This window comes from Delftia sp. Lp-1 (assembly GCF_020523835.1).
In the GTDB taxonomy this organism is placed as follows: Bacteria; Pseudomonadota; Gammaproteobacteria; order Burkholderiales; family Burkholderiaceae_C; genus Comamonas; species Comamonas acidovorans.
The window spans coordinates 612,065-627,572 of the sequence record NZ_JAJALJ010000004.1; the positions used below are offsets into that span (position 1 = coordinate 612,065).

Consider the following 15,508-nt stretch of genomic DNA (forward strand, 5'->3'; position numbering starts at 1 on the left):
GAAAGACGGCAGCATGCGCATAGGCACCCTCAAGGAAAGCTACATCGCCGATGCGGCGCTGTTCGACTCCCGCACGCAACGCATCTGGCTGGCCATGGCCGGCGCGCTGCTGGTGCTGTTTCCCTTCATGGCCAGCGACTACTGGCTGTACCTGGCCTGCCTGGTCAGCATCAACGTGGCCGGCGCCACGGGGCTGAACATCCTCACCGGCTACACGGGCCTGGTCAGCCTGGGCCAGGCCGCCTTCATGGGACTGGGCGCCTACACGGTGGCCATCCTGCAGGCGCGCTGGGGCACGCCCGTGCTGTTCAACCTGCTGGCGGGCGGCTTCGTGGCCATGCTAGGCGGCATCGTGGTGGGCCTGCCCTCGCTGCGCGTCAAGGGCCTGTACCTGGCGATTGCCACCATCGCGGCCTCGTTCATCGCCCATTTCCTGTTCGCCAACCTCAAGCTCACGGGCGGCACGGCGGGCCTGACGCTGCAGCCGGCCACGGTGTTCGGCGTGGCGCTGGACACCTCGTTCCGGCTGTACTGGGTGATCGTGCCCGTCACGCTGCTGATGCTGCTGGGCGCGGCCAACCTGTTTCGCACGCGCATAGGCCGCGCCTTCATCGCCATCCGCGACCGCGACATCTCGGCCGAGGTGCTGGGCATACCGCTGCTGCGCTACAAGCTGCTGTCGTTCGGGCTGTCCTCGTTCTACGCGGGCGTGGCGGGCGGGCTGTGGGCGTACTTCTTTCGCGTGGTCACGCCCGAGAGCTTTCCCCTCTTGATGTCCATCTTCTTTCTGGCGGCCATCATCGTCGGCGGCATGGGCTCCATCCTGGGCGGCATCCTGGGCGCGGTCTTCATGACCATGGTCCCGGAGCTGCTCAAGCTCATCGTGGACCTGCTGCCCGGCGGCTCCGAGCTGGCCGTCTTCCTGTCGCCCGTGCGCACCATGGTGTTCGGGCTGCTGATCATCGTCTTTCTGGTCTTCGAGCCGCAGGGGCTCGCAGAAATGTGGCGGCGCCTGCGCCGCTTCTTCCACCTGTGGCCCTTCCGCAATTGAGGCGGCGCCGCGCACGACAAGCAAAAGGAGACAAGCAATGCAGCAACACCCGACCTCCTCGCGCCGCCGCAGCCTGCTGCTGGCGGCCGGTGCCAGCCTGGCCGCACCGCTGGCCGCCCGCGCCCAGGCTGGCGGCGAAGACATCGTGATCGGCGGCTCCATCCCCATGACGGGCGTGTTCGCCTTCGCGGGCGTGGGCATCAATGCCGGCATGGGCGACTACGTGAAGATGGTCAACGAGGCCGGCGGCATCAAGGGCCGCAAGGTCCGCTACGTGCCCGAGGACACGGGCTACAAGGTCGATGTCTCGGTGGCCGCGTTCAAGAAGATCACCAGCCAGAACAAGGTCAACCTCTACTACGGAGACTCCACGGGTTTTTCCAAGACCATCAACCCGGAGCTGGACCGCAACGGCGCCATCCTCATGGCGGGCGCCTCCTTCGCCACCGAGCTCAACAACCCGGCCAAGTACCCGAACCAGTTCCTCGTGGGGCCCGACTACACGGAGATGTTCGGCATCCTGCTCAAGCACATCGCCAAGGAGAAGCCGGGCGCCAAGGTGGCCTTCGTCTACTCCGACTCCGAATTCGGCCGCGACCCCATCGAGGCCAGCGAGGCGGCCGCCAAGAAGCTGGGCCTGAACGTGGTGGCCAAGCTGATGACGCCGCCCGGCAGCGTGGACGTGTCCACCGAAGTCATCAAGCTGCGCCGCGCCGCGCCCGACTACACCATCTTCCACGGCTACATCCTCGCGCCCATTCCCGAGTTCATCCAGCAGGGCAAGCAGATGGGCATGACCAGCCAATGGATGGGCACCTTCTGGACCATGGACAGCTCCACCGTCATGAAGATGGGCGAGGCCGGCGACGGCTTCATGGGCGTCATGCCCTACCGCTACTACTACGACACCTCGGCCAAGGCGCCCATGCTGGACAAGATCCGCGCGCTGCGCCCCGAGTACCAGAGCACGGCCTATATCCAGGGCTTTCTGGCGGCCATGCTGTTCGTGGAATCGGCCAGGCGCTGCCTGGACGCGGGCAAGCCGCTCACCGGCCCCAACCTCAAGGCCGCGCTCAATTCCATCAAGGACTTCGACACGGGCGGACTGATCGGCGTGCCCATCACCATCAAGGGCAATTCCATCCCCGTGGGCCGCGTCTACAAGGCGGACATGAAGGCGCAGAAGATGCTCCCAGCGTCCGACTGGATAGCGCTCTGAATCCCGTGGCGCCATGACCCAGACTGCCCAGGATCTGGTCCTCGAAATCAACAACATCGAGGTCATCTACAACAAGGTCGTGCAGGCCCTGCGCGGCCTGTCGCTGGCCGTGCCGTGCGGCCAGATCGTGGCCCTGCTGGGCAGCAACGGCGCGGGCAAGAGCACCACGCTCAAGGCCGTCTCGGGGCTGCTGGCGCTGGAGGACGGCCTGCTGGCCAGCGGCAGCGTGCGCTACAACGGCCAGTCCACCGCGCAGTACGCGCCCCAGCAGCTGGTGCGCCTGGGGCTGTCGCATGTGATGGAGGGCCGGCGCGTGTTCGAGGACCTCACGGTGGAGGAAAACCTCGTGGCCGCCACCTATGCGCTCACGGGCCGCAATCAAGTCAAGCCCGACTTCGACCTGGTCTACAGCTACTTCCCGCGTCTGCATGAGCGACGCAAAGGCCTGGCCGGCTACCTGTCGGGCGGCGAGCAGCAGATGCTGGCCATTGGCCGCGCGCTGATCGCAGAGCCCCAGCTCATGCTGCTGGACGAGCCCTCGCTGGGCCTGGCGCCGAAGCTGGTGGAGGACATCTTCACCATCATCGCGCGCATCAATGCCGAGCGCGGCACCTCCATGCTGCTGGTCGAGCAGAACGCCACCGTGGCCCTGGCCGTGGCGCACAGCGGCTACATCATGGAGAACGGCAAGATCGTCATCGACGGCCCGGCCGAACGCCTGGCCCAGGACGCCGACGTGCGCGAGTTCTACCTGGGCATGGGTGGCAGCGGCGAGGCAAAAAGTTTTCGCGACCTGAAGCACTACAAGCGCCGCAAGCGCTGGTTGTCCTAGCCTGGGAGCGCACATGCAAGCCCTTCCCGAACTCACCCTGCCCCAGATGCTGGCCGAACGCGCGCGCAGCGATGCCCAGCGCGTGGCCATACGGCAAAAGGACTTCGGCATCTGGAAGCCCACCAGCTGGGCGCGCTACCACGAGCGTGCCAGCCACTTCGGGCTGGGCCTGGCGCAGCTGGGCCTGCCGCCAGGCGGCCACATGGGAGTGATCTCCGAGAACCGCATCGAATGGGTGCTGGCCCAGATGGGCGCGGGCCTGATCGGCGCCATCACCGTGGGCGTGTATCCCACCAGTCCCACGCCCGAGGTCGCCTATGTGGCGGGCCATGCCGATGTGGACATCATGGTCTGCGAGGACCAGGAGCAGACCGACAAGCTGCTGGCCGCCCTGCCCCAGCTGCCGCGCCTGAAGAAGATCATCGTCATGGAGACCAAGGGCCTGCGCAGCTTCGCGCCGGAGGTCCGCGCCCTGATCGCCACCTTCGACGAGGTCGAGCGCCTGGGCGCCCAGGCCGCCAGCCGCGCCCCCATCGAACAGGCGCTGGCACGCCAGACGCTGGATGACGTGGGGCTGATGATCTACACCTCGGGCTCCACCGGCAAGCCCAAGGGCGCCATGATCACCTACCGCAACATCCGCGGCGTGGTGCCCGGCATTGCCGAGCGGCTGGGGCTGGACGGCGGCACGCGCCACCTGTCCTACCTGCCGCTGTGCCACGTGGCCGAGCAGATGCTGACCAGCTTCGTGCCGGTCTACCTTGGCTCGCAGGTGCACTTCGGCGAGTCCATCCGCACGGTGCAGGAAGACCTGCGCGAAGTCGCGCCCAACATGTTCCTGGGCGTGCCGCGCATCTGGGAAAAGCTGCATGCGGCCATCAGCATCAAGATGCAGGAGACCGGGCCGCTGCGCCGCGCGCTCTACCGGCGCGCCATGGCGGCCTGCGCGCCGCTGGCCGAAAAGCCCCGCAGGCAGTGGAGCCTGGCCGAGCGCCTGGCCTGGGCGGCCAGCTACTGGAGCGTGCTGCGCGCGCTGCAGAACTTCATCGGCCTGCGCGAGGCGCGCGTGGCGCTCACCGGCGCCGCGCCCATACCGCCCGACGTGGTGCGCTTTTTCCGCACGCTGGGCGTGCCGCTGATCGAGGTCTACGGGCTGACCGAATCCACGGGAATGGTTACTGGCCACCGCCTGGACGACGTGGCCGTGGGCACCGTGGGCGTGGCCACCGAAGGCGTGCAATGGCGGATTGCCACCCATGCCCGCCCCGATGAGGGCGACGGCAGCGGCGAGCTCCAGATCAAGGGCGACATGGTCTTCGCGGGCTACTACAAGAACCCCGAGGCCACGGCGCAAAGCCTGCAGGACGGCTGGCTGCACACGGGCGACGTGGTGCGCGTGCAGGGCGGCCAGCTGCGCATCGTGGACCGCCTCAAGGACATCATGATCACCGCCGGCGGCAAGAACCTCACGCCCTCGGAGATCGAGAACACCATGAAGTCCAGCCCCTTCATCAAGGAGTGCATCGTCGTCGCCGAGGGCCGCAAGTTCGTGGGCGCGCTGGTGCAGATCGACTACGAGACCGTGGGCCAATGGGCCCAGGCGCGGCGCATTCCCTTCACGCATTTCCGCTCCCTGGCCGAGATGGCCGAGGTGCGCGCGCTGATCGATGCCGAGATCGCGCAGGGCAATGCGCGCCTGGCCCAGGTCTCGCATGTGCGGCGCTTCCATCTGCTGACCAAGGAGCTGGACCACGACGATGGCGAAGTCACGGCCACGATGAAGGTGCGCCGCTCGTCCATCTACAAGACCTACGCCGCCGAAATCGACGCCCTGTACCACTGATCCGCTCCCATGACCGACACGCAAGACACCCCGCTGCTGCTGCACCGCGAAGGCGCCATCGCCACGCTGACCTTCCACCGCCCCGCCGCCCTCAACGCCATCGACGTGCCCATGGCGCTGGCACTGCGCGACGCCGTGCGCACCCTGGCCCAGGACCGCGCGCTGCGCTGCGTGGTGCTGAACGGCGCGGGCCGCGCCTTCATGGCGGGCGGCGACCTGGACACGCTGGCCGCCGACCCCGTGCGCGGCGCGGCCGAGCTGCTGGCGCCGCTCAACGAGGCCGTGGCGCTGCTGGGCCAGCTCGATGCGCCCGTCATCGCCAAGGTGCACGGCGCGGCGGCAGGCGCAGGCCTGTCGCTGATGCTGCAGGCCGACTTCGTCTACGCGGCCGAGGGCACGCGCTTCAACCTGGCCTACATCAACCTGGGCGCCAGCTGCGACGTGGGAGCCTCCTGGGCGCTGCCGCGCATCGTGGGCCTGCGCAACGCGCTGGAGATCGCCATGCTGGGCGAGACCCTGGACTGCGCCCAAGCGCAGCGCCTGAGCCTGATCAACCGCGTCCTGCCGCCCGCCGAACTCGACGCCGCCGTGCAGCAGCTGGCCCAGCGCCTGGCCGCCGGCCCCACGGTGGCGCTGGGCCATATGCGCCGCCTCATGCGCGCGGGCCTGGACCGCAGCCTGCGCGACCAGCTGGCCGCCGAGGCCTGCGCCTTCGATGCCTGTGCCCGCACGGCCGACCTGCCGCGCGGCATTGCGGCGTTCCACGCCAAGCAGACGCCGCAATTCGAGGGACGTTGACCTGCGCCCGGAACTGACGCCGAGGCGGCTGCGCTGCCTGCCGCCTGCCCGGCACAATGCACTCCATCCCCCGTGTTCATCGCTTCGAGGAGCTTCACCATGACCCCACGCGACGTCTTCGTCGTCGGCACTGCGCGCACCGCCATCGGCACCTTCGGCGGCAGCCTCAAGGACGTACCCAACACCCAGCTGGCCACCACGGCCGTCAAGGCGGCCATCGAGCGCGCTGGCCTGGCGCCCGACGCCGTCGGCCACGTGGTCATGGGCAATGTGATCCCCACCGATACCAAGGACGCCTACCTCTCGCGCGTGGCCGCCATCGATGCGGGCTGCCCCATCGAGACGCCGGCCTTCAACGTCAACCGGCTGTGCGGCTCCGGCCTGCAGGCCATCGTCTCTGCCGCCCAGGCCATTGCGCTGGGCGACTGCGACGTGGCCATCGGCGGCGGCAGCGAGTCCATGAGCCGCGGGCCCTACTTCGACCAGGCCGCCCGCTGGGGCGCGCGCATGGGCGACGCCAAGAGCATCGACTACATGCTGGGCATCCTGCACGACCCCTGGCAGAAGATGCACATGGGCATCACGGCCGAAAACGTGGCCGAGCGCTACCACATCAGCCGCGAAATGCAGGACGAACTGGCGGCAGCCAGCCACCAGCGCGCGGCCGCTGCCATTGCGGCAGGCCACTTCAAGGAGCAGATCGTTCCCGTGGAAATCGCCACGCGCAAGGGTGTCGTGGTCTTCGATACCGACGAGCATGTGCGCGCCAGCACCACCATCGAATTGCTGTCCACCATGAAGCCCGCGTTCCGCAAGGAAGGCGGCAGCGTGACGGCCGGCAATGCCTCGGGCATCAACGACGGCGCCGCCGCCGTGGCCCTGGCCGCAGGCGATCGCGTGGCCGCCCTGGGCCTGAAGCCCCTGGCGCGCCTGGTGGGCTACGCCCATGCCGGCGTGGACCCCGCCTACATGGGCATAGGCCCCGTGCCGGCCACGCAGAAGGTGTTGCAGCGCACGGGCCTGAAGATTGCAGACATGGACGTGATCGAGGCCAACGAGGCCTTCGCGGCCCAGGCCTGCGCCGTGATCCAGCAGTTGGGCATGGACCCGGCCAAGGTCAACCCCAACGGCTCGGGCATCTCGCTGGGCCACCCGGTCGGCGCCACGGGCGCCATCATCACCACCAAGGCCATCGCCGAGCTGCAGCGCACGGGCGGCCGCTATGCGCTGGTGACCATGTGCATTGGTGGCGGCCAAGGGATCTCGGCCATCTTTGAAAGAGTCTGAGCGCCGCCTGGGCGTGGCGATGTTTCACATGAAACATCGCCACCGCAGCCGCCTGCAGGCCTAGAAAGGCGCTTCTTCAGGCGCCGTATCCACGGGCGCCAGGGCCGGCCCCGTCAGTGCACCACGGCCCGATGCCGCTGCACGCGGTGTCGCTGGTGTCGCTGCGGGAGTCTGGGCAGCGGGCGTCTGCAGCGATGCCGGTAGATCCTGGCCCAGGCCCGTGCGCCCTTCCCCACCCAGCGCCTCGATCAGATCGGGGATGAGCTTGGACAGCTCGCCCGTGGCAATCGCCACATCGGCATCGAAGCCGCCGTCGTCCTGCGACTGGCCTTCCATCACGGCATCGAGCAGCGCGATCTTGCGGATCTGCAGACCCTCGGTCAGCACAAAGCTCACGCGGTCATCCCAGGTCAGCGCCAGGCGCGTGGGCAGCTTGCCGTGCTCGATGTGCTGGCGCACCTCGTCGATGTCCAGCGGATGGCGCGCATAGCGCACCACGGCCTTGGATTCGTCGGCGGCCTTGAGCTCGCATTCGCGGTCAATCGAGAAGCCGGCCGGGCTTTCCTGCGTGGTCAGCCAGTGCGCCATGGCGGCCTGGGCGCTGGTCTGCGTATCGACCAGGGCCAGCGCAAAGCCTGTGAGGCCCTCCACCAGCGAGCTGACCACCTCGTCGGCGCGCGCCTGGCTGCCCGTGTCCAGCACCAGGGTGCGGGCCTGCGGGTCCAGCCAGACCCACATGGCGCCCTGCTTGGTGAAGGCCATGGGCAGCAGGTCCAGCTTGGCCTCGTCCTTGAGTTCCTTCTTTTCCTTCTTGCCCGGCTTGCGGCCTTCGGTGGCCTCGATGTGGGCAGCCTTTTCGTTGACGCGGCGGTTGAGCACGCTGGCCGGCAGCATCTTGGCCTCGGTCATGAAGCGCATCACCCACTGATTGGCCACGGACTCGGCCAGCGGGCCATGGGGCTCGCCGCGCGGCGGCACCCAGCCGGCGCTGCGCTCCTGCGTGGCGCCGCACTCGGCAAACGGGCTCTTGCCCAGGGCTTCTTCAAGCTGCTGCAAATCGCCCTGCCAGCTCTCGGCAATGCGATAGACGATCATGTTTTTGAACATAGCGAACCTTTGCTCGGACGGACTGCGGCTGCGCCGCAGCAGGGGTGTGCAACACCGGGCTGCGCCGCCTCCATCCAGAGGGAGAAAACAGAAAAAACAGCAGGGGCGCCATGCCTTGGCGCCCCGCCCGGTCATTGTGCATGCCTGGCACCGGACGGCGCTGCACAAGCTTGTCAATTCTTTACAAGCCGTGCGCAAAACCTCACTGCCCCGATACATCGGACGACCACACTTCAATCATCCGCTGCACAGGGCTCGCCAAGTGCCTTGACGGCGGCCTTCAGTCACCCTCTCCAGAAAGGATTTTGGAATGACCACCACCTTCCGCCGCACCCTCGCCAGCGCAGCCGCTGCCACCGCCTTGCTGGCATCGTTCGCCCTGCCCTCGTACGCCCAGACCGCCGCGCCGGCAGCCCCCGCCGCCGCCGCCGCTACCACCACGGCGCCCAAGCCCGATCGCTCCATGCACAAGCACGGCGACCGCATGGAGCACATGCAGCAGCGCATCGCCAAGCTCAAGGCCGACCTCAAGCTCACGCCGGCCCAGGAAACCGCATGGAACACCTATGCGGCCACCTTCAAGCCCGGCGAGCGTCCCCAGCGCATGGAGCGCGAGGACTTCGCCAAGCTGACCACGCCCCAGCGCATCGACAAGATGCGTGAAATGCGCGCCCAGCGCGCGGCCGATGCCGATCGCCGCGGCGAAGCCACCAAGGCCTTCTACGCCCAGCTGGACGCCAGCCAGCAAAAGACCTTCGATGCCGCCACGCTGCACAAGGGCCACCCCGGCCACCACGGCATGGACCACGGCCCGCGCCATGACCACAAGAGCGGCCAGGCCCGCCCTGCCCCGGCACCCGCCCAGTAAGCAGCCACCTGGCCTGCCCGCCACCAGCGGGCAGCCGGATTGCTTGCGCCAGCCCTTGCACGGACGCCTTGTCAGGCGGCCGACAGTGCAAGGGCTTTTTTGCTGACTCCCCGATCTTCCCCGGACTGCCTAGAGTGGAACAGGCACAGCATTGTGTGCTGCCCCGGAGAAGATCATGGCCCCCAAAAACACTCAAACGACGCCATCCAGCTGCCAGAACCACGCAACGGCGTGCAAACATCCACCAGAACGTTCAGGGCAACCAGAGCGACCAGGACGAACCGGAAGTTTTGCCGCCGTGCTGCTGGCCGGTGCAGCGGCCGTCCTGCCCCTGGCGGCGCAGGCGCAGTCCACGCCGGAATCCTCCCCCTCCATGTACCTGCAATACGGCGCGGCCGAGCACAGTGCCGACGCCTGGACCGTGGGCGTCACCGTGCCCTGGCGCAACTGGCGCCATGCGCTGTGGGGCGGCCAGCTCAGCGGCTACTGGGATGTCTGGGGCGCCCGCTGGTCGGCGCCGCTGGAGGGTCGCGATCGCAGCACCTGGGTCATCGGCGTGAATCCCACCGTGCGCTGGCGCCCCAGCAACGGGCAGTCGCCCTGGTTTGCAGAAACCGGCGTGGGCCTGAGCTGGGCGCTGAACCGTCGCTACGTCACGGACGAGAAGGAATTCCCCACGCGCTACAACTTCGCCACCCATATCGGCGTGGGCTATCTGTTTGGCAGCCAGGGCCAGCATGAGCTGGTGCTGCGGCTGGAGCACCATTCCAACGCAGGCATCAAGAAACCCAACCCCGGCGAAAACTTCCTGCAGCTGCGCTACGCCCACCATTTCTGATCACGGTTGCGGATCCCGGCAAGACCACCTTCGAGGTGGTCTTTTTTTGTCCTCAGCCGCCCTGTGGAAAAACCTGGGTATAAAAATCTCGTAAATCCCTGCTTATCCACAAGGAGGATGCGCCATGGAAAGTTGTGCCCAAAACGGGTGCAGCAGCGGAGCAGCATCCACCACAGGGTTTGGAGTGTCTTAAGTTGTTGATTTTTATAAGACAAATTCAGTTATCAACAATTAAGCACTTCACTTACTACTACTACTAGTTAAAAAATAAGAGAGATAGGAATAACAGCCAAGGGCGGTTTTTCACAGCGGCAAGACCGTTCTGGATAAAAAAAGGCAGCCGGTCCGTCAGGAAAAACGGCCTGTCAACAGGTCACAGCACTGCCAGACCATGTGCTCATCCATGTCCGGCAAGCCTCATTTTTATCTGGATAAACTGAAAAATCCTTATAGATCAATAACTTGAAGTTCAATAAAGGAAAAAATGCACCTCGCACAAAACTGTGGATAGATGAAGACCAACTCAACAGTTATCCACAGAAAAAATCGAAACAGGCAAACTATCCCCGTTCGGGAGACACCGGGAACAGGGCTTTGATCACATGTTTTTCAATCGGGCAAGACATTGTTTTTTTTGAGGAATAGTGAGTTATCCACAGAGATGTCATGCCTCTACTACTACGACTATTCTTTATAAGAAGATCAAAGAACAACCGAAGGCGAAGTCACGCGGGAAGCGAAGGCCGAACGGTTTTTCAAAAAAACAGACGTGCCAGGTTGTCTGGAGCCTGGGCATGTCCAGACGAGGGACTGCTCCAGCGAAATTGGCGCGCCTGTGTTCAAAAAATTCCGGATCGGTTCGCGCGCCATGGCCGTATGCACGAAGACAAGACTTCCTCGCGGCCACGCAGGAACGCTGTGGAACGGCCGCTTTTCCACAACGGGCTGTGCACTGGACGTGGAAGACTTCAGGAAAACGCGGCCTGCCAGGCGGACGCAAGCGGATGCGCCAGAGGCAGTGTTCGTCCATTCAAAAAAATTCAACCCCTTGTTGCCAGCCTGCAAGAGGACTGCGCATCCAGATCAGGAGCAGCAGATCCAGTCCAGGCAAGGGCAATCACGAAAAGTGATGGCTGCTGGCGCACCAGGGCAAGAGGACGTGAATCAGCCCGAGCGCTTCAGCGGCCTGCAGAGGACCGTGGAGGCTTGGCAGCTGTCAGGCCCTGGGTTGCCCGCGCCAGCGCGTCCTGGGCGTTCTGCTGGCCCGTTGGCGGGGTATGGAGGGTATGGCCGGGCCGGGGAGCAGGCACGGTCTGCGAGATCCAGCGGTATCCCGCGGGATCCGGGGACCGTGCTGCACAGGCATGCAGGGAGATGCGGGAGCCGGGAAATACGGTTACCCACAGGCTGTGTGCAAGTGGCCTGTGGGCAATCGGCAAGCTCGCTGATTGAAAAAATCAGCCGTGATCAATGACTTGCGTATGCAAAGGAATGCAGTGGCGACAGGGTACTGCCTGTTTTTCGCATGCTTTCCACAGGGTCCGGCTCAGCGTGCCGGGCGGCGCTGCAAGGCAAAGGGCGGCAGGCCCTTGAGCAGCTGCTGGCCATAGCTGGTGTTCACCAGGCGCCGGTCATAGCAATACACATGGGCCTGGTCTTCCTCGGTGCGTATGGCGCGGCCCACCCACTGGGCCAGGCGGATCGCCGTGGCCGGCACCACCAGCTCATTGAAGGGGTTGCGGCCGCTGCTGCGCAGCCATTCGGCCCGGGCCTCGCCCACGGGGTCATCGGGCGGGGCAAAGGGCAGCTTGGTGATGAACAGGGACTCGCACAGCGCGCCGGGCAGGTCCAGGCCCTCCCCGAAGGACTGCATGCCGAAGATGATGGAGGGCTCGCCCATCTCCACGGCATCGCGGTGGCGGGCCAGCAGCAGGGCGCGGGGCATGGCCGTCTGCACCAGCACCTGCGAGCGCATGGCCGTGGACAGCGCATCCACCGCCAGGCGCATCTGCTCGCGCGAGGTGAACAGCACCAGGGCGCCGGCCTGCACGCGGGACAGGTCGCCCAGCAGCGCGTCCACCATCTCCTGGGTGAAGCGGGCGGCCTCCTTGGGGTCGGCCACGGTTTCGCGCGCCACCAGGGTGCCCTGGCGCGCGTAGTCGAAGGGGCTGGGCACTTCCAGCGTGGTCACGGCCGCATCGTCGTGCAGGCCTGCCTCGCGCAAAAAGAAGTCGAATTGTCCACAGCTGGTCAAGGTAGCCGACGTGAGCACGGCACCGCGCACCTGGGACCACAGATGGTGGCGCAGCGTGGCACCGGGCAGGATGGGGCTGGCATGGGCCTTGACCACGATGTACTCGCCATCTGTCTCCAACGTAAACCATTTCGCATTGGGCACGCGGCTACTGTCGTCATCCTGCGCTGGCTGCTGCATCAGCAGCTGGGCCGTGTCATAGACGGATTCCAGGCGGGGCGCCAGTGCGCCAACCTGTGCATAAGCTGTAGACAGCCTGCGTGCTTCCTCTGGATTGTCCTTGATGGCGGCGCGCAGTGCCTTGGAGATGGCACGCAGCGCATCCAGAAAGCTGTTGGCATGGTGGGCGGCCTTGCCCAGAGGCTCCAGCAGGGGCTCGGGCAGCATGCCGCGCGGTGCGCGCACCCGCGCCGGCCCCCAGCTGTCCTTTTGCGACTTGAGCGTATCGCCGTACAGCTCCATCACCAGGCGCGCCAGTTCCTGCAGCTGCTGGCGCAGCTGGCTGGCATGACCGGGCAGATCGGCCAGTTCCTCTACTTCGACCAAGGTGTTCACGCGCAGGGCGCGGCTGGTCAGCTTGTCTATCCAGCCCAGGCGGCTCAGGTCCATCTCGCCAGCGAATTGGCCCAGCGCCGTGGCGGGCAAATGGTGGGCTTCGTCCAGCACCAGCAGGCAGTTGTCCAGCTCGGGCAGCAGCCGAGCGCCCAGGGAGGACAGCAGCAGATCGTGGTTGGCCACGATGACCTGGGCGGCCACCAGGTCCTTGCGGCGCTCGTAATAGACGCAGTTGCTGAAGGCCGGACAGTGCTTGCCGGTGCAGGACGAGGATTCGGCCGCCACGGGGCTCCAGGCCTCGGCCTCGGGCGGGGTCTCCAGAGAGTCTCGGTCGCCGTCCCAGGCCTGGGACGCCAGCGCGTTGGCCATGCTTTTGTAGAACTGCATGCGCGCCTCCAGCTCCTGGGCCGGGCGCGCCACGCGGCTTTGGGCCTGCGCCTTTTCTTCGGCGAACAGATCGTCCAGATCCTCGTCCTGGGCTTCGCCGGTGCTGGCCAGCCGCTCCAGCTTGAGCTTGCAGACAAAGCGGCCCCGCCCCTTGGCCAGCGCGAATTTGAAGGGCTGCTCCAGCTGCTGGGCCAGCGCGGGCAGATCCTTGTTCACCAGCTGTTCCTGCAGGGCGACGGTGGCCGTGGAAATCAGCACCCGGGTGCCGCGCGCCAGCGCCATCGAAATGGCGGGAATGCTGTACGCCAGCGATTTGCCCACCCCCGTTCCGGCCTGCACCACGGCAATGGACCGGGTGGGCTCCGGTGCGCCCTCATCGATTTTTCCCAGCTGGGCCTGGCTGAAGGTCTGCGCGATCTGGGCCGCCATTTTTCGCTGCCCCTCACGATTTCGGAACCCTGGGATGGCCCCGACCACGTCATCAAAGGATTTCAGGGCCTGATCAGCCCATTTTTTTTCATGCATTTCGGCGTGTTTTGACCAAATGGATCATCTTGGTCCATCTGTTTATAAAGATTCGTACAGTGATATGTATTAAATAAGATGCGAAATCTTATGAAATACAGCGCACAAAGCGCGTTTTTCGTATGCCGTACAGCCTACAAGCTGCCCGTCATATGGATCACTGAACCCGCCAATCGCATGTGTGCACAGGTGGGTATCGGTCACCGGGATGGACATCTGTCCACCGGCTGTTCCTGGATTGTTCCCATGGCCGTTGATGGCCATGCGCGTGGCCGCATCCACAGTCTTGCCCACAGCAGCCAGGGCGTTCGGCCTGTGATCAATCCTGTGTGCATGTTGTTGGCATGCTTGTGGATTGATTGGGTGATTGTCGCCATTCACCGTTGATTTGCAACGGATTTTTCATGGGTTCAGGTTCCCCGCGATTTCCAGAAGATGGTGGAAGTTGTCACCACTGTGGAGAACAGGGCCTGTGCAGATCTTTGGCTTTGCAGAGCGCGTTTTTCCCGGGGATATCCACAGGTCTGTGGCCGCTGCGGCTGGGGCCTTGGTGCACCGCCAGGCGGCAGGTCCGCGGCGGCGCAGCGGATCGCGCTGGTTCTCGAAAAAGCGCAGGCGATCCCTGCCAGGGATCGGCCCCGGGCGCCGGCCCAGGTACGCGAATGTCTTACCAAACGGTAATGAAGGCTTCACGCACGCAGGAAGATGCGTTTTCTAGCATCTGTTTCATCTCAGGAGACAAGGGTCGGCTCGCTGCAGTCCCTGCGCTCCAGGCATGGATTGAAGGGGCAAGAATGATCAAGACATTTGCGGGCCTGCCCAAGGCAGCCCGGTTTCCGGCGGCATCGGCATGCGCTGTCATCGCCGTGGCCTGCCTTGTGGCGGGCTGCGATGCATCCAAGGCATCGGCACAGAACGAACCTGCCGTGCAGGCGCCCGCGCCGGCCGGCGTGGTGCGGGTCAAGCCCGAGTCGCTGAAGATGCTGGACATCGCCGTGGTGGCCGATCCGCAGGGCACGCAAATGGCCTGGGCGCCCGCACGCGTTGCCTTTGCCGAGGACCGCGTGGCCACTGTCTCGGTGCCGCTGGCCGCGCGCGTGGTGTCGGTTCGTGCCCACGTGGGTGACATCGTCAAGGCCGGCGACGAGCTGGCCACCCTGGTCAGCCCCGAGGCGCTGCGCGTGCGCTACGAGGTGGAAGCTGCCCGCAGCGCGCATGACGTGGCAACCGTGGAAGTGCGGCGCCAGCAGACCATGGTGGACAAGGGCGTGGGCGTGGAAGTGGATCTGCGTGCGGCCCAGGCCAAGCTGCGCGAGTCGGCCCAGGAGCTGGCGCGTGCCCAGGGCACGTCGGCGCTGCTGGGGCAAGGTGGCGGCGACCGGCTGGTGCTGCGTGCGCCGCGCGCCGGCGTGGTGGCCGAGCGCAAGGCCGTGGTCGGCGCCTCGGTCGAGCCCAGCGGCGAGCTCTTCCTGATCGGCGATCCCGCCGCCATGAACGTGGTGGCCGATGTCTTTGAAAGCGATCTGCCCGGCATCCGCCTGGGCAGTGCCGTGCAGGTCGATGTGCCGCAGCTGCCCAAGCCCCTGACCGGCACGGTGCGCCACCTGGGCGCCACGCTGGACAAGGAGTCGCGCCGCGCCTCCGTCATCGTGCAGCTCGATGCGCAAAACCCCGTGCTGCGTTCCGGCATGCAGGCGCGTGTGGGCCTGCAGGTCTCCAACGAGCACGAGATGCTGATCCCCGTGACGGCCGTGCTTATCAAGGATGAAAGCCGCAGCATCGTCTTCGTGCAGACCGGCGAGCAGCAGTTCGAGGCCCGCACCGTGGTGCTGGGCCGGCCCTCGCGCGGCATGGTGCCCGTGGTGTCGGGCCTGAAGTCGGGTGAAAAGATCGTCGTGCGCGGTGGCCTGCTGCTCGACGGCGCAGCCAGCCAGCTGCTCTGAT

At 65.8% G+C, this 15,508-nt stretch carries 11 protein-coding genes; 9 read left to right on the plus strand and 2 right to left on the minus strand.

From position 1 onward, the window contains the following. Positions 1-13: 13 nt before the first annotated feature. From LGR64_RS28030 to LGR64_RS28055, 6 genes are all read left to right on the plus strand, one after another. Positions 14-1,051, plus strand: a complete 1,038-nt coding sequence (locus tag LGR64_RS28030; protein ID WP_230357452.1) for a branched-chain amino acid ABC transporter permease — start codon at positions 14-16, stop codon at positions 1,049-1,051. Between the two features lie 37 nt (positions 1,052-1,088). After that, on the plus strand, positions 1,089-2,270 hold the full coding sequence (locus tag LGR64_RS28035) for an ABC transporter substrate-binding protein (protein WP_043825208.1): 1,182 nt from the start codon (positions 1,089-1,091) through the stop codon (positions 2,268-2,270). 13 nt (positions 2,271-2,283) lie between these two features. After that, a complete protein-coding gene (locus LGR64_RS28040; RefSeq protein WP_230357454.1) occupies positions 2,284-3,102 on the plus strand; it encodes an ABC transporter ATP-binding protein in 819 nt (272 codons plus the stop codon). Between the two features lie 13 nt (positions 3,103-3,115). Next, complete coding sequence (locus LGR64_RS28045) at positions 3,116-4,945, plus strand: AMP-dependent synthetase/ligase (protein ID WP_230357456.1); 1,830 nt, start codon at positions 3,116-3,118, stop codon at positions 4,943-4,945. A gap of 9 nt (positions 4,946-4,954) precedes the next feature. Next, positions 4,955-5,743 carry an enoyl-CoA hydratase/isomerase family protein gene (locus LGR64_RS28050; protein WP_013799944.1) on the plus strand — a complete coding sequence of 263 codons (789 nt, stop codon included), beginning with the start codon at positions 4,955-4,957 and terminating at the stop codon, positions 5,741-5,743. 99 nt (positions 5,744-5,842) lie between these two features. Continuing rightward, entirely contained in the window at positions 5,843-7,030 is a 1,188-nt protein-coding gene (locus tag LGR64_RS28055) for an acetyl-CoA C-acyltransferase family protein (protein ID WP_013799943.1), read from the plus strand. Between the two features lie 60 nt (positions 7,031-7,090). Here the strand turns inward: LGR64_RS28055 and LGR64_RS28060 are convergent, their stop codons facing one another. Next, positions 7,091-8,137 carry a recombination-associated protein RdgC gene (locus tag LGR64_RS28060; protein WP_230357457.1) on the minus strand — a complete coding sequence of 349 codons (1,047 nt, stop codon included), beginning with the start codon at positions 8,135-8,137 and terminating at the stop codon, positions 7,091-7,093. Positions 8,138-8,447: 310 nt separating this feature from the next. Between LGR64_RS28060 and LGR64_RS28065 the strand changes: the two genes are divergently transcribed. Next, on the plus strand, positions 8,448-9,005 hold the full coding sequence (locus LGR64_RS28065; RefSeq protein ID WP_183018729.1) for a Spy/CpxP family protein refolding chaperone: 558 nt from the start codon (positions 8,448-8,450) through the stop codon (positions 9,003-9,005). A gap of 175 nt (positions 9,006-9,180) precedes the next feature. Next, positions 9,181-9,843 carry an acyloxyacyl hydrolase gene (locus LGR64_RS28070; protein ID WP_230357458.1) on the plus strand — a complete coding sequence of 221 codons (663 nt, stop codon included), beginning with the start codon at positions 9,181-9,183 and terminating at the stop codon, positions 9,841-9,843. Positions 9,844-11,389: 1,546 nt separating this feature from the next. Here the strand turns inward: LGR64_RS28070 and dinG are convergent. Next, positions 11,390-13,564, minus strand: coding sequence for an ATP-dependent DNA helicase DinG (dinG, locus tag LGR64_RS28075; protein ID WP_230357459.1), 2,175 nt, complete (start codon positions 13,562-13,564; stop codon positions 11,390-11,392). 794 nt (positions 13,565-14,358) lie between these two features. On the opposite strand from dinG, the gene LGR64_RS28080 reads away from it, so the two are divergent. After that, positions 14,359-15,507 (plus strand): efflux RND transporter periplasmic adaptor subunit, encoded by a 1,149-nt coding sequence (locus LGR64_RS28080; protein ID WP_013799937.1) that lies wholly within the window; start codon positions 14,359-14,361, stop codon positions 15,505-15,507. The last annotated feature ends 1 nt before the right edge of the window (position 15,508 follow it).

What these genes read in the sequence shown, in the direction of transcription:
- LGR64_RS28030 (WP_230357452.1), top strand. Translation starts at nt 14, where the DNA reads ATGCGCATAGGCACCCTCAAGGAAAGCTACATCGCCGATGCGGCGCTG.
- LGR64_RS28035 (WP_043825208.1), top strand. Translation starts at nt 1,089, where the DNA reads ATGCAGCAACACCCGACCTCCTCGCGCCGCCGCAGCCTGCTGCTGGCG.
- LGR64_RS28040 (WP_230357454.1), top strand. Translation starts at nt 2,284, where the DNA reads ATGACCCAGACTGCCCAGGATCTGGTCCTCGAAATCAACAACATCGAG.
- LGR64_RS28045 (WP_230357456.1), top strand. Translation starts at nt 3,116, where the DNA reads ATGCAAGCCCTTCCCGAACTCACCCTGCCCCAGATGCTGGCCGAACGC.
- LGR64_RS28050 (WP_013799944.1), top strand. Translation starts at nt 4,955, where the DNA reads ATGACCGACACGCAAGACACCCCGCTGCTGCTGCACCGCGAAGGCGCC.
- LGR64_RS28055 (WP_013799943.1), top strand. Translation starts at nt 5,843, where the DNA reads ATGACCCCACGCGACGTCTTCGTCGTCGGCACTGCGCGCACCGCCATC.
- LGR64_RS28060 (WP_230357457.1), bottom strand. Translation starts at nt 8,137, where the DNA reads ATGTTCAAAAACATGATCGTCTATCGCATTGCCGAGAGCTGGCAGGGC.
- LGR64_RS28065 (WP_183018729.1), top strand. Translation starts at nt 8,448, where the DNA reads ATGACCACCACCTTCCGCCGCACCCTCGCCAGCGCAGCCGCTGCCACC.
- LGR64_RS28070 (WP_230357458.1), top strand. Translation starts at nt 9,181, where the DNA reads ATGGCCCCCAAAAACACTCAAACGACGCCATCCAGCTGCCAGAACCAC.
- dinG (WP_230357459.1), bottom strand. Translation starts at nt 13,564, where the DNA reads ATGCATGAAAAAAAATGGGCTGATCAGGCCCTGAAATCCTTTGATGAC.
- LGR64_RS28080 (WP_013799937.1), top strand. Translation starts at nt 14,359, where the DNA reads ATGATCAAGACATTTGCGGGCCTGCCCAAGGCAGCCCGGTTTCCGGCG.